The organism is Streptomyces sp. NPDC102437, assembly GCF_044765565.1.
Lineage (GTDB): Bacteria > Actinomycetota > Actinomycetes > Streptomycetales > Streptomycetaceae > Streptomyces.
This window is the reverse complement of the sequence record NZ_JBIWKI010000019.1, coordinates 78710-91437: the sequence shown is the minus strand read 5'-3', so window position 1 is coordinate 91437 and position 12728 is coordinate 78710. Positions and strand designations below refer to the sequence as shown.

Below are 12728 nucleotides of genomic sequence, written 5' to 3'. Positions count from 1 at the left end.
CGCGCTCACGCAGGGGCGAAGAGCACCTTGGACGAACCAGGATCCGCCCGGTCCAGCCTGACCCGTAGCCGCTCCCCCAGCGGGAGCTTCGCGTCGCCGCTCTCGATCCGGGCGACAACGGCCGGTTCTTCGATGTGGACGGTGCCTGTGGTGGGTTGCTGTTCCGAGACGTCGACCACGTACGCGTCGAAGACCTCGCCGATCCGGTCCTTGAGCAGCGCGGCCTCGACCAGGTCGACGCACTCGCGCTCGACGGTGTTGGCACGCCTGGTTCCGTCCGCCATCTCCTTCGCCAGGCCCGGCAGCGCGGCACGGACCCACTCGGGCGGGTCCTGTTCCGCGACGGCGGCGAGGCACAGCTCGGCGGCGTAACGGTCGACGAGGCGCCGCAGCGGGGCGGTGCAGTGCGTGTAGAGGTCGGCGACGGCGGCGTGGACGGCGCGGGTGGGGAGTTCGCCGTGTTCGAAGACGGTGTAGCCGGCGCCGCGCAGGAGGGTGGTGCACTCCTGGAGGAACGCGGCGTGGCCGACCTTCCTCGGGTCCAGGGAGCGGACGACCTGGGCGTACGGGACGTGGTGCGGCCAGTCGATGTGCAGCGCCTCGGCGGAGCGGCGGAGCCGGGCCACGGCGCCGTCCGGAGCGACCGGGAGGGTCCGCAGGATGCCGGTTCCGGTCTCGGCCATGAGGTGGGCGGCGGCCATGCCGGTCAGCAGGGAGATCTGGGCGTTCCAGCCGTTCGCGGGCAGCGGGGCGCGGTATTCGAGGCCGTAGCCGCCGTCGCGTTCGACGATCTCCTGCTCGGGCACGTTGAGGGAGATGCCGCCGCGGGCGACCTCCTGCTCCTCGCGGAGCCGTCCGATGTCGCGGAGCAGGGCCACGGACTCCTCGGCGGTGCCGGAGTCGATCTGGCGCTGGACTCCCGCGTAGCCGAGCTTGGCGCGGCTGCGGACGAGGGCCCGGCGCACCGAGGTGGCGACGACCGCGCCCTCGTTGTCGAGGTCGATCCGCCAGAGCGCGGCGGGGCGGGTCCGACCCGGCAGGAGGCTGGCGGCGCCCTCGGAGAGCGAGGTGGGGTGGAGCGGCACTTTGCCGTCGGGGAAGTAGAGGGTCGTCACCCGGCGGTGGGCCTCGGTGTCGAGCGCTCCGCCGGGGCGTACGAAGGCCGCGACGTCGGCGATGGCGTAGTGCACCCGGTAGCCGCGTCGGCGGCGTTCGAGGTGCATGGCCTGGTCGAGGTCGGTAGAGGTGGGCGGGTCGATGGTGAGGAACGGCAGGTCCGTCGCGTCCTCGTGTGCCGATACCGCCGGGTCCTTCGCCGCCTGTACCGCTTCGGCGAGGACCTCGGCCGGGAAGTCGTCGGGAAGGTCGAGCTCGGTGCGCAGTTTGCGCAGGGACGCCCCCAGCGGGGTGTCGGCCGGCCCGGTCATACGCAGATGGCGGCGGGGCATGGACCGAGCGTATGGCGGGGCGGGGCGGGCGGCATCCCGGGTGGCGGGCCGGACGGTGCCGGCGGGGCCGGGTGGCGGCCGGACGGCCGCGGGCGTGGCCGGGCTGCGGACGGGACGGCTCCGCGGTCCCCGTACGCTGGCGCCAGGGGGGCTGGTCCCGTCGCCCCGACCGTGCGTACGAAGGAGAACCGCCGTGCTCGTGCTGTTGCCGCCCTCCGAAGGCAAGGCCGCCTCGGGGCGCGGTGCTCCGCTGAAGCCGGAGTCGCTGTCGCTGCCGGGGCTGGCCGAGGCGCGGGCGGCGGTGCTCGACGAGTTGGTCGAGCTGTGCACGGCGGACGAGGAGAAGGCCCGTGAGGTGCTCGGGCTGAGCGAGGGACTGCGCGGCGAGATCGCGAAGAACGTGGAGCTCCGGACGGCCGGGACGCGTCCGGCCGGGGAGATCTACACGGGCGTGCTGTACGACGCGCTGGACCTGGCCTCCCTGGACGCGGCGGCCAAGCGGCGGGCCGGGAAGTCGCTTCTGGTCTTCTCCGGGCTGTGGGGCGCCGTGCGGGTGGGCGACCGGATTCCGACGTACCGCTGCTCGATGGGCGTGAAGCTGCCGGGCCTGGGCGCGCTCGGGGCGTACTGGCGCGACCCGATGGCGCGGGTGATGCCGGAGGCCGCCGGGGACGGGCTCGTCCTGGACCTGCGGTCCTCGGCCTACACCGCGGCCTGGAAGCCGAAGGGCGAAGTGGCCCGGCGCACGGCGAGCGTGCGGGTGCTGCACTCCCAGCTGGTGGACGGGGTCGAGAAGCGGTCGGTGGTCAGCCACTTCAACAAGGCGACGAAGGGGCGGATGGTCCGCGATCTGCTGGTCTGCGGTGCGCGGCCGAAGGGGCCTGCGGAGCTGGTGGAGACGTTGCGCGGGCTCGGGTACGTGGTGGAGGCCGAGGCTCCGGCACGGGCCGGGCGGGCGTGGTCGCTCGATGTCGTGGTGACGGAGATTCACTGAGCCGCAGACCGCCCGGGGATGGGGCCACCGGCGATCGCGTGTTGCATCATGTGCAACGCTCGTTGCGTACGATGATGCTGTCGCGCAAGATGAGCGCATGACCTCCTCTGTGCTGGACCTTGCCCCCGTCGTGCCCGTAGTCGTCCTGGAGGACGCCGCCGACGCGGTGCCGCTCGCACGGGCCCTGGTCGCGGGCGGGCTCCCGGCCATCGAGGTGACGCTGCGCACCGCCGCCGCGCTGGACGCGATCGGGGCGATCGCTGCCGAGGTGCCGGACGCGGTGGTCGGGGCAGGCACGGTGATCTCCGTACGGAATGTCGCCGACACCGTCGCCGCGGGGGCCCGGTTCCTGGTCAGCCCCGGCTGGACGGACCGGCTGCTGGACGCGATGAAGGCGTCGGGGGTGCCGTTCCTGCCGGGTGTCTCCACGACGTCCGAGGCGGTCGCGTTGCTTGAGCGCGGGGTCACCGAGATGAAGTTCTTCCCGGCCGAGGCGGCCGGCGGCACGGCGTATCTGAAGGCGCTCTCCGCGCCGCTGCCGCAGGCCCGGTTCTGCCCGACCGGCGGCATCTCGCTCGCCTCCGCGCCGTCGTATCTTGCGCTGCCCAACGTCGGCTGCGTGGGCGGAAGCTGGATGGTTCCGGCAGATGCCGTCGCGGCGAAGGACTGGGCGCGGGTGGAGCGGCTGGCCGGCGAGGCGGCCGCGCTGCGCGGCTGATCTCCCCTGGGATGCGGGGGCCCCGCCCCCGCCCCCGCCTCACCGCAAGTGCGATGTGTCGTTCAGCAGTCGGACCGACGCGTTGCCGTCCGCGTAGTACGCCACCGCCGAGACCGAGGCCGCCGAGAGTTCCATCCGGAACATGGCCTCCGGCGGGGCGCCGAGTGCCAGTCGGATCAGGGTCTTGATCGGGGTCACATGCGTGACCAGGAGGACCGTGCGGCCCGCGTAGCGGGTGGTGAGGCGCTCGCGGGTGGCCGACACGCGGCGGGTGACCTCGGCGAAGCTCTCGCCGCCGCCGGTGGGGGCCGCCTTCGCGGAAGCCAGCCAGGCGTCCAGGTCGGGGCCGTAGCGCTCACGCACCTCGGCGAAGGTCAGGCCCTCCCACGCTCCGAAGTCCGTCTCGCGCAGGCCCTCCTCGATCCGGACCTCCAGACCGAGCCGGGCGGCCACCACGGCCGCCGTTTCGCGGCAGCGGCGCAGCGGGGAGCTGACGATCTCCTCGACCGTGCCGCGGGCGGCCAGGGACCGGGCGATGCACTCGGCCTGGTGGCGGCCGGCCGCCGAGAGCTCGGGATCGCTGCCGCCGCTGCCCGAGAACCGCTTCTCGGGGGTGAGGGCGGTCTCGCCGTGCCGGAGCAGTACGAAGGTGGCGGGCGTCCCCAGATCGGGTGCCGCGGCCCAGCCGACCTGGGGGGCCGACGGGGAGGCCGCGGCCGGCCGGGAGGCCAGGGCCGCGCGGGCCTTCGCCGCGCCCGCCGCCGCGTCACCGGGCGGGCCGGAGACCGGCGGCAGCGCGGAGACCCCCGAGGACCGGGTGGTGTCGAGGGCGGCCGTCGACGCCGACGGCTCCCACTGCTTGCCGCGCTTGCCCGCGTCCATCGCCTCGTTGGCGAGCCGGTCGGCGTGCTTGTTCTTCTCGCGCGGGATCCACTCGTACGTGACGGCGGAGGCCGGCAGGATCCTGGCGGCCTCCGCCGCGAGCGGCTTCATGTCGGGGTGCTTGATCTTCCAGCGGCCCGACATCTGTTCCACGACCAGCTTGGAGTCCATCCGGACCCGCACCTGGACCGCGCCGTCCGCCGAGTCCGGCACCAGCGCCTTCGCCGCCTTCAGGCCCGCGATGAGGCCCTTGTACTCGGCGACGTTGTTCGTCGCGACACCTATGTACTCGGCGGCCTCGGCGAGGGTCTCCCCCGTCACCGGATCGATGACGACCGCCCCGTAACCGGCGGGCCCGGGGTTGCCCCGGGATCCGCCGTCGGCCTCGATGACGAACTCGCGCGGCTGGGTCATTACAGGCCCGACTCCGCCGTACGGACCAGGATGCGGTGGCAGTTCTCGCAGCGCAGGACGGTGTCCGGGGAGGCCGCCTTCACGTCGTTGACCTCGGTGATGTTCAGTTCGAGGCGGCAGCCCTCGCAGCGGCGCTGGTAGAGGCGGGCGGCACCGACCCCGCCCTGCTGGGCGCGGAGCTTGTCGTACAGCTTCATCAGGTCCGCGGGGACGGAACCGGCGACGACCTCGCGCTCCTTGGTGACGGTCGCGGCCTCCTCGTCGAGCTCCTTGGTCGCGGCGTCGCGGCGGGCGGTCGCGTCGTCGGCCTTGGCCTGGACGGCGGAGACCCGGTCGGACAGCTCGGTGACGCGCTCCTGGGCGGACTCGCGGCGCTCCATCACTTCGAGGACGATGTCCTCCAGGTCGCCCTGGCGCTTGGCCAGCGAGGTGATCTCGCGCTGGAGGCTCTCCAGGTCCTTCGGCGAGGTGACCGCGCCGGAGTCGAGACGCTGCTGGTCGCGGGCGGCGCGCTGGCGCACCTGGTCGACGTCCTGCTCGGCCTTGGTCTGCTCGCGGGCGGTGTCGCTCTCCTCGGTCTGCGAGGCGACCAGCAGGTCACGCAGTTGCGCGAGGTCGTTGGTGAGCGAATCGATCTCGGCGTGCTCGGGCAGCGACTTGCGCCGGTGCGCGAGCTGCGACAGGCGTACGTCGAGGGCCTGGACGTCGAGGAGTCGGATCTGGTCGGCGGGCGCGGCGTTCAGTTGGGGGCTCCAGAAGAGTGGTGGGTGGTGGTGGTCCAGGGGTCGGTGACCTGCTTCGAGACGTGGACCCGCAGGTCCCATCCGTGGCGGTCGGAAATCGCGTCGAGCTGTGCCGCGGCCTGTTCGCACCAGGGCCATTCGGTGGCCCAGTGGGCGGCGTCGATCAGACCGAGCGGGGAGTGCTGGACGGCTTCGGAGGCCGGGTGGTGGCGCAGGTCGGCGGTGAGGAAGGCGTCGACCCCCGCGGCGCGCACCGCGTCGAAGAGGCTGTCGCCGGAGCCGCCGCTCACCGCGACGGTGCGCACCGTTGCCGCCGGGTCGCCGGCGAGCCGGATTCCCTGCGCGGTGGCGGGCAGCCGGGCGGCCGCGCGGGCGGCGAAGTCGGCCAGGGTCTCGGGGCGGTCGAGCACGCAAATCCGGCCGAGGCCGCGCCGCCCCTTGGGGTCGGACGGGTCCGGCACGAGGGGGCCTTCGACGCGCAGGTCGAGCGCACCGGCCAGGGCGTCGGAGACGCCCGGGTCGGCGGTGTCGGCGTTGGTGTGGGCGACGTGCAGCGCGATGTCGCGCTTGATGAGGGTGTGTACGACCCGGCCCTTGAAGGTGTCGGCCGCGACCGTCGTCGTACCCCGCAGATAGAGCGGGTGGTGGGTGACGATCAGCTGGGCGCCGAGCCGGATCGCCTCGTCGGCGATCGCGTGGACGGGGTCGACGGCGAAGAGCACGCGGTCGACGGGGGCGTCCGGGTCTCCGCAGACGGTGCCGACCGCGTCCCAGCTTTCGGCCCGCTCGGGCGGCCAGAGAGCGTCGAGCTCGGCGAGGACATCAGACAGACGGGGCACAAGCAAAGGCTACCTGCCCTCCGTGCCCCGTCGCCCAGGGCTGCGGCGGTCCGTGCGGACCGCCACATACTGCTCGGTAACCGTTACTTCACGAGGTCGGCGCGGAGGTCGTCGAGGACCAGGTTCGCGGCGGTGACACCGAGGCCGAGGTACCAGGTCTCGTCGGAGACGTTCTTGGCCCGGCCCTCCTTGACGGCCTTCAGGTTCTTCCACAGCGGGTTGGCCTGGGTGGTGTCGCGCTTGGTGGCCTTCACGTCGCCGTAGACACCGGTGAAGATCCAGTCGGCGTCGGCCTCGTCGATCTTCTCCGGGCTGATCTCGGCGGCGAGGTCGTCGATCTGCTGGTTCTTGGGCCGCGGCAGGCCGGTGTCGTCGAGGATGGTGCCGATGAAGGACGCCTTGGCGTAGAGGCGGATGCGGTCCGGCAGGTAGCGGACCATGGAGATGGTCGGCTTGTCGGGGCCGATGTCCTCGCCCAGCTTCTTCGCCTTCGCCTCATAGGCGCCGAGCTCGCTCTTCGCCTTGGCCGTCTTGTCCAGCGCGGCGGCGTTGAGGAGGTAGTTCTCCTTCCAGGTGAAGCCCGGACGGATGGAGAACACGGTCGGCGCGATCTTGGAGAGCGCGTCGTACTTGTCGGCGGCGCGCAGCTGGCTGCCGAGGATCAGGTCCGGCTTCAGGCCGGCGATCGCCTCAAGGTTGAGGTTGTTGATCGTGCCGACGTTCTTCGGGTTGCCCGCGTCCTTCTTCAGGTACGAGGGGATGGCCGCGTCGCCCTCGGAGGGGGCGTAGCCGACCGGCTTCACACCCAGCGACACGACGTTGTCGAACTCGCCGACGTCCAGCACCACGACGCGCTCGGGGGCGGACTTGATCTCCGTCTTGCCCATGGCGTGGGTGAGCGTCCGGGGGAACTCGCCGGCCTTGGCGTCCGTCCCGTACTCCGCCGTCTTCTTCGCGGCGTCACCGAAGTCCTTGCCGCCCGTGGCGACGGCCGCCTTCTTGTCGCCGCCGTCCGACTTGGCCGAGCCGCCCGACTTTCCGTCGTCGCTCCCGCAGGCCGAGAGGGAAAGGGCGGCGGCCACCACCAGGCCGACTGCGGCGGTGCCGCGGCGACGAAGGGACATCACTTGCTCCAGATGTAAGGGACAAACGGGCGTTTCTTAGGGCTGCCTAACCTTACCCACCCGCCTCGGGCGCAGCACAGCCGCCCCCTCCCCTTCAGGCGAATCCGGTCATCACCACCCTTATGTGTGAAGAGGTGGGTCTCGTGTTGTTCGGCAGGAAGTGCGAAAACTAGCTTCGGTTGCCGGAGGTGACCAGCCCATGACTTTCTGTGCAACCGGGAACGGGGCCGCGGAGGCGACCGGGGCCGCCGGAGACGCCGAGGTCCCGAGGGAAACGGTCCTGGAGGACAGCGCGCCTGACGACCCGCCGGACGGGGCCGGCGGACCGGGCGGCGCGCCCATCGGATCGCCCCCCGCCGCGCTGCCCGTCGCGCCCGCGTTCACGATCTCCGCGGACGGTTCGTACGCGGCCCGGCTCGCGCTCGCGAAAGTGGCGGCCGATCCGCCCGGCGGGGCCGACGGGGCGGGCGAGGCGTGGTTCGTGGAGCGCTGGACGCTCGACGGGCCCGAGCCGTACGCCGTGCCGCTCCCCCTCGACCAGCCGGAGGAGCCGGACGCCGAGGTGCTGCCGCTGGCCGACGGGCGGGTGCTGATCCGGCGCCGGGTCGCGGACCGGCACACGGTGTCGCTGCTCTATCCCACCGGCCCCGGGACCGGTGAACTTCCGCTCGGCACCATCGAATCCGCGGAGCTGACCCTGCTGCCTCCCTCACCGGACGGCGCGAGCGCGTACGCGCTGTCGGCCGGTGCGCGCGCCACCTCCGTCTGGCTGGTGGCGGGCGGCGCTTTCGGCCCCGAGCTGGTCGCGGAGGTTCCGGGGCGCTGCTCCGGCGGCGTCTGGCTGGACCGGGCGGGCCGGATGCTGGCCCTGGACCGGGAGATGCCGGGCGGCGGCCCGGTCAAGGCGGTCGCCGTGGACCTGGAGCGGGGCGGCGAAGTGACGCCGCTGCTGCAGATCGCCCCGGAAAGCAATGACCGGCTGCTGCTCGCCGACCCGGACAGCGGGCTGCTGCTGATCCGCTCGGACGCACCGGGGCACGACCGGCTGGGGTGGGGGGTGCTCGGCAGCTGTCTGCCGGTGCGCTTCCCGGAGTGCCTGCGCCCGGCCGATGCGGCGGTGACACCGTTCGCCGTGCAGCCGGGCCAGATGCTGATGCCGGAGAGCTGCGCGGTGGCGCTGCGGATCGACGGCGCGGCGGGCAGCTGGGTCGGGGTGTGGCGCCCGGCCGGGCGCCGGCTGCACCAACTCGCCGCCCCCGAGGGATGGCAGGCCGGCCACGGGGTGTGGTCCCGGGACGGTGTGCTCGGACTTCCGTACGCCGACGGGGACGTGGCGTGCGGGGTGGCCCTGCTGGAAGCTCCGGCGGACGACGGACGCGGGGTGTGGCCGTCGTCGGCGACCGGCGCGGGAAGCGGTACGCAACCCTCCGCCGACGTCGCGCCTCTACCCGTGTGCAAGCCGGTTCCACTGGGGCAGGCGGCTCTCACGGGGCGCCTGGTGCCTGGTTAAGATCTGGGGCCCGGGCTGCGCAGCCGTGTCCGACGGTCGCCGACGGTGACCGTGCCGGGGCTCGGCCGGCGCGATCGGCCCTGGTGACACACATATGCAAGCGATCACAACGGGGTGACTTCCCACATGTCTGAAGCCCGAACCGATGCGACCCAGACGCGTCCGGCCGACGCCGACCGGGCCGAAGCCGACGGCTCCGGAAAACACCGAGGGGGTGAGTCGGTGGACGACGCCTCCGCGGAGCCGCACGGCCGCCACCGTCGCCCCGCCGAGGGGGACAGCCGGGCGGCCTGACCGCGCGGAACATCGACGAGGAGGACGAGGCACGGGTGGGCCCCGGCAGCCGCTTGGCTGCCGGGGCCCACCCCTTCCCCCGTTCGACGTCGTCAGCCCCGCTTCAGGCCGAGCACCTCCGCCGCGGCGAAGGTCTCGTTCGGCGGGCGGTCCTCGTAGTACGGCGAGATCAGCTCGTCCAGTTCATCGAAGGAGAACGTCTCCTTCGAGGAGTCGAACTTCGCCGCCACCCTGGGGCGTTCGACGATCGCGACCATCCCGCCGTGCACCACGAGCAGCTGCCCGTTGACCTTGGCAGCGGCCGGCGAGGCCAGATAGCCGACCAGCGGCGCGACATGCTCGGGGGCGAGCGCGTCCAGCCGGCCGTCCGTCGGTTCCTGGAAGCCGGCGAAGACGTCCTCGGTCATCCGGGTGCGGGCCCGCGGGCAGATGGCGTTGGCGGTGACGCCGTACCTGGCCAGGGCCAGGGCCGTGGAGGTGGTGAGGCCGACGATGCCGCCCTTGGCCGCCGCGTAGTTCGGCTGGCCCGCCGAACCGGCCAGGAACGCCTCGGACGAGGTGTTGATGATCCGTCCGTGGACCGGGCCGCCGGACTCCTTGGAGCGGGTGCGCCAGTGCGCGGCGGCGAAGTGCGTGGTGTTGAAGTGACCCTTGAGGTGCACCCTGATGACCGAGTCCCACTCGTCCTCGGTCATCGAGAAGATCATCCGGTCGCGCAGGATGCCCGCGTTGTTGACCAGGATGTCGAGCTTTCCGTACGTGTCGACGGCCAGCTCCACCAGGGCGCGGGCCTGTTCGTGGTCGGAGACGTCGCCGAGGTGCGCGACGGCCCGGCCGCCCGCCGCCCGGATCTCCTCGGCGACCTCCTCGGCGGGCGTCGCGGACGCCTCGCCGGAGCCGTCGCGGCCCGGCTGCCCGTAGTCGTTGACGACCACGGACGCGCCCAGCCCCGCCAGTTCCAGCGCTTCGGCGCGTCCGAGGCCGCGGCCCGCGCCGGTGACGATCGCGGACATGCCGTCCAGGGGAAGTGACATCGGAATCTCTCCAGTCCTCTCGGGAGGGGGCGGGGCGGTGGTCAGAGCTCGACGCAGGTGCGCAGCGACTCGCCGGTCCGCATCTGGTCGAGTGCGTCGTTGATCCCGTCGAGCCCCACCCGGTGGGTGATCATCGATTCGAGGTCGATCCGGCCGGCCCGCCAGAGCGCGATGGCCCGTTCGTACGAGCGGAGCACGTCGCCGCCCCCGTACATGGAGGGCAGGATCCGCTTCTCGTCGAAGAACAGCTCGAACATGTTGACCTGGAAGTTGTCGTCCATCGCACCCGCGCCGACGACGCACAGGGTGCCGCCGCGCCGGGTGTTCTCGTACGCCGTGCGTGCGGTGGCCGACTTGCCGACGACCTCGAAGACGTAGTCGAAGCCCTCGCCCGTGGTGATCCGCTGCTTGGCGTCGGCGAACTCGTCGGGCGACACCGCCTCGGTCGCGCCGAACCGCAGCGCCGCCTCGCGCCGCGAGGCGACCGGGTCCACGGCCACGATCTGGGCGGCGCCCTGCACCCTGGCGCCCTGGATGGTGGAGATGCCGACGCCGCCGCAGCCGATCACGGCGACCGACGAACCGGCCTCCACCTTCGCGGTGTTGATGGCGGCGCCGAGCCCGGTGGTCACCCCGCAGCCGATCAGCGCGGCGATCTCGAACGGCACGTCGTCCGGGATCGGCACCGCGCAGCCCGCGCCGACGACGACCTCCTCGGTGAAGGTGCCGGTGCCCGCGAAGCCGAACACATCGCCGCCCGGGCGCTTGAAGTTGGGGGTGCCCGCGTTCATGAAGCCGGCCAGGCAGAGGTGGGTCTGGCCGCGCTTGCAGGACGGGCACGCCCCGCAGGCGGGCAGCCAGCAGACCAGTACCCGGTCCCCGGCGCTGAGACCGGTGACGCCGTCGCCGACGTCCATGACCTCGCCGGCGCCCTCGTGGCCCGGGATGAACGGGGCGGGCTGTGGCAGCACGCCGCTCATCGCGGAGACGTCGGAGTGGCACAGCCCGGTGGCCCGGATGCGGAGCCTGACCTTGCCGGGGCCGAAGCCCACCGCCTCGACGTCGTCGAGTACTTCGAGTTTCTCCTGGCCTATCTCGTGCAGTACGGCTGCGCGCATGGTGCGGCTCCCCTCATGGGCATGTGGAACTGGGCCTGCGGTCCTCTTGGAGTCGGTCGGTCCGGGACGGGGTCAGGAGTGTTCGACGAAGGTGTCGCCGAGAACCATGGCGTTGTCCCGCTCCACGGCCCTCACCTCGACCCGCACCTGGTTCTCGGACGTCCACATCTCGATGCGGAGGGTCTCGCCGGGGAAGACGATCCCGGTGAAACGGGTGCGGTAGGAGCGGATACGGGTCACATCGCCGCCGAGGACCGTGTCGGTGACGGCCTTGAGCGTGATGCCGTAGGTGCACAGTCCGTGCAGGATCGGCCGGTCGAAGCCGGCGAGCGCGGCGAATTCGGGGTCGGCGTGGAGCGGGTTCCAGTCCCCGGAGAGGCGGTAGAGCAGCGCCTGGTCCGGCCTGATGGGGCGCTGCACGATGTGGTTCGGGGCGATCGCGGGGTAGGCGGCCCGTTCGGACGGGCCGCGTTCACCGCCGAAGCCGCCCTCGCCCCGTACGTAGATCTGGGCGTCGTTGGTCCACAGCGGGCCCTCCTCGTCGGCGGCCTCGGTGCGCAGCACCAGCACGGCCGCCTTGCCCTTGTCGTACACCGCGGCGACCTTCGAGGTCACTTCGGCGCTGCCCTTCACCGGGAGCGGCCGGTGCACCCGCACGCTCTGCCCGCCGTGCAGTACGGCGGCGAGGTCGATGTCGATGCCGGGCGAGGAGAGTCCGCCGACGACGCCCATGCCGGCGCCCGCGACGGTGGCGAAGGAGGGCAGCACCTGGAGCCGGGACTCCAGCGTGTAGCGCAGCTCGGCGGGGTCGGTCGCGGCATCGGGGCGGTCGGGACCGAAGCCCGCGCCGATCCCGAGATGGTAGAGCTGGACGTCCTTGTGGCCCCAGCTGATCCGGGTGGAGCGGGGTTCGGCGGCGAGAGCCTTTTCGGCATCAATGGGCATGGGAGAGCTGCTCCTTGATGGTGGGAAGACCTCGGCGCGGCCGTCCGCACCGTCGGCCGCACCGAGGTCGCGCGGGACCGGCCGCCACGCCCGTTCTAGAACGCGTTCTAGCCGATGAACCCATGTATAACGCAGTGCCCAGCGGTTGGGAAGACCACTGCTGACGTAGCGTCAGATTCCTTGGTGGGCCTGCCCACCGATGTCGGAGGCGGCCCGCCGGCTCGCGCCGCGCGACATGGACGCGGCGCTCACACAGGTCGTCGACATCGAGTCCGTCGGCCGGCAGGCCCTCACCGAGATCCGGGAGGCCGTCACCGGCTACCGGGAGGGCAGCCTGGCTGCCGAACTGGACCGGGCCCGCTCCGCGCTGACCGCCGCCGGCATCGAACCGGTGCTCCGACGCTCGGGACCACCGCTCGCCCCGCAGACGGAGGCGCTGCTGGGGTGGGTGGTGCGGGAGGCCGTCACCGACGTCGTACGCCACTCCCACGCGACCACCTGCTCGTTCGTGGTCGAGGGCACGGCCGGACGGGTCCGGCTGACGGTCACCGACGACGGCCGCGGCCCCGACCCGGACGCCCCGGCCACGCCCGGCATCGGCGGGACCGGACTGACCGGGCTCAACGAACGCCTCGCCGCGGCGGGCGGCAGCCTCCACGCGGGGC

Annotated in this window: 12 protein-coding genes and 1 pseudogene; 5 read left to right on the top strand and 8 right to left on the bottom strand. The window is 72.6% G+C overall.

Annotated features, from left to right (window positions below):
• Nucleotides 1–5 precede the first annotated feature (5 nt).
• Complete coding sequence (locus tag ACIRJP_RS24190; protein ID WP_404177707.1) at nucleotides 6–1448, bottom strand: RNB domain-containing ribonuclease; 1443 nt, start codon at nucleotides 1446–1448, stop codon at nucleotides 6–8.
• A gap of 193 nt (nucleotides 1449–1641) precedes the next feature.
• Here ACIRJP_RS24190 and yaaA point away from each other — a divergent pair, with 193 nt between their 5' ends.
• Together yaaA and eda are read left to right on the top strand one after the other, a co-directional pair.
• Entirely contained in the window at nucleotides 1642–2442 is an 801-nt protein-coding gene (gene yaaA / locus ACIRJP_RS24185; protein WP_404177704.1) for a peroxide stress protein YaaA, read from the top strand.
• A gap of 97 nt (nucleotides 2443–2539) precedes the next feature.
• Nucleotides 2540–3160 (top strand): bifunctional 4-hydroxy-2-oxoglutarate aldolase/2-dehydro-3-deoxy-phosphogluconate aldolase, encoded by a 621-nt coding sequence (gene eda / locus ACIRJP_RS24180; protein WP_404177701.1) that lies wholly within the window; start codon nucleotides 2540–2542, stop codon nucleotides 3158–3160.
• 39 nt (nucleotides 3161–3199) lie between these two features.
• Here eda and ACIRJP_RS24175 read toward each other — a convergent pair whose 3' ends face one another.
• The 4 genes from ACIRJP_RS24175 to ACIRJP_RS24160 form a co-directional block, all read right to left on the bottom strand.
• Complete coding sequence (locus tag ACIRJP_RS24175; RefSeq protein ID WP_404177698.1) at nucleotides 3200–4456, bottom strand: bifunctional RNase H/acid phosphatase; 1257 nt, start codon at nucleotides 4454–4456, stop codon at nucleotides 3200–3202.
• Nucleotides 4456–5199, bottom strand: a complete 744-nt coding sequence (locus tag ACIRJP_RS24170) for a zinc ribbon domain-containing protein (protein ID WP_404177927.1) — start codon at nucleotides 5197–5199, stop codon at nucleotides 4456–4458. The genes ACIRJP_RS24175 and ACIRJP_RS24170 overlap by 1 nt, the downstream gene beginning before the upstream one ends.
• Nucleotides 5196–6038 carry a Nif3-like dinuclear metal center hexameric protein gene (locus tag ACIRJP_RS24165; RefSeq protein WP_404177695.1) on the bottom strand — a complete coding sequence of 281 codons (843 nt, stop codon included), beginning with the start codon at nucleotides 6036–6038 and terminating at the stop codon, nucleotides 5196–5198. The genes ACIRJP_RS24170 and ACIRJP_RS24165 overlap by 4 nt, the downstream gene beginning before the upstream one ends.
• Nucleotides 6039–6121: 83 nt before the next feature.
• Entirely contained in the window at nucleotides 6122–7162 is a 1041-nt protein-coding gene (locus ACIRJP_RS24160) for an ABC transporter substrate-binding protein (RefSeq protein WP_404177692.1), read from the bottom strand.
• 199 nt (nucleotides 7163–7361) lie between these two features.
• On the opposite strand from ACIRJP_RS24160, the gene ACIRJP_RS24155 reads away from it, so the two are divergent.
• Together ACIRJP_RS24155 and ACIRJP_RS24150 are read left to right on the top strand one after the other, a co-directional pair.
• Nucleotides 7362–8672, top strand: a complete 1311-nt coding sequence (locus ACIRJP_RS24155) for a hypothetical protein (protein ID WP_404177689.1) — start codon at nucleotides 7362–7364, stop codon at nucleotides 8670–8672.
• Between the two features lie 126 nt (nucleotides 8673–8798).
• The gene (locus ACIRJP_RS24150; protein WP_404177686.1) at nucleotides 8799–8966 is read left to right on the top strand and encodes a hypothetical protein; all 168 of its coding nucleotides are present in this window, start codon (nucleotides 8799–8801) and stop codon (nucleotides 8964–8966) included.
• A gap of 92 nt (nucleotides 8967–9058) precedes the next feature.
• Here ACIRJP_RS24150 and ACIRJP_RS24145 read toward each other — a convergent pair whose 3' ends face one another.
• The 3 genes from ACIRJP_RS24145 to ACIRJP_RS24135 all read right to left on the bottom strand — a co-directional run bounded on the left by ACIRJP_RS24145 (nucleotide 9059) and on the right by ACIRJP_RS24135 (nucleotide 12063).
• The gene (locus tag ACIRJP_RS24145) at nucleotides 9059–10000 is read right to left on the bottom strand and encodes a 3-oxoacyl-ACP reductase (RefSeq protein ID WP_266737074.1); all 942 of its coding nucleotides are present in this window, start codon (nucleotides 9998–10000) and stop codon (nucleotides 9059–9061) included.
• A 41-nt stretch (nucleotides 10001–10041) separates the two neighbouring features.
• Nucleotides 10042–11118, bottom strand: a complete 1077-nt coding sequence (locus ACIRJP_RS24140; RefSeq protein WP_404177683.1) for a Zn-dependent alcohol dehydrogenase — start codon at nucleotides 11116–11118, stop codon at nucleotides 10042–10044.
• A gap of 72 nt (nucleotides 11119–11190) precedes the next feature.
• Nucleotides 11191–12063, bottom strand: coding sequence for a MaoC/PaaZ C-terminal domain-containing protein (locus tag ACIRJP_RS24135; RefSeq protein WP_404177680.1), 873 nt, complete (start codon nucleotides 12061–12063; stop codon nucleotides 11191–11193).
• A gap of 199 nt (nucleotides 12064–12262) precedes the next feature.
• Between ACIRJP_RS24135 and ACIRJP_RS24130 the strand changes: the two are divergent.
• Nucleotides 12263–12685 (top strand): annotated as a pseudogene (locus tag ACIRJP_RS24130) (sensor histidine kinase); the annotation flags it as partial.
• Nucleotides 12686–12728 lie beyond the last annotated feature (43 nt).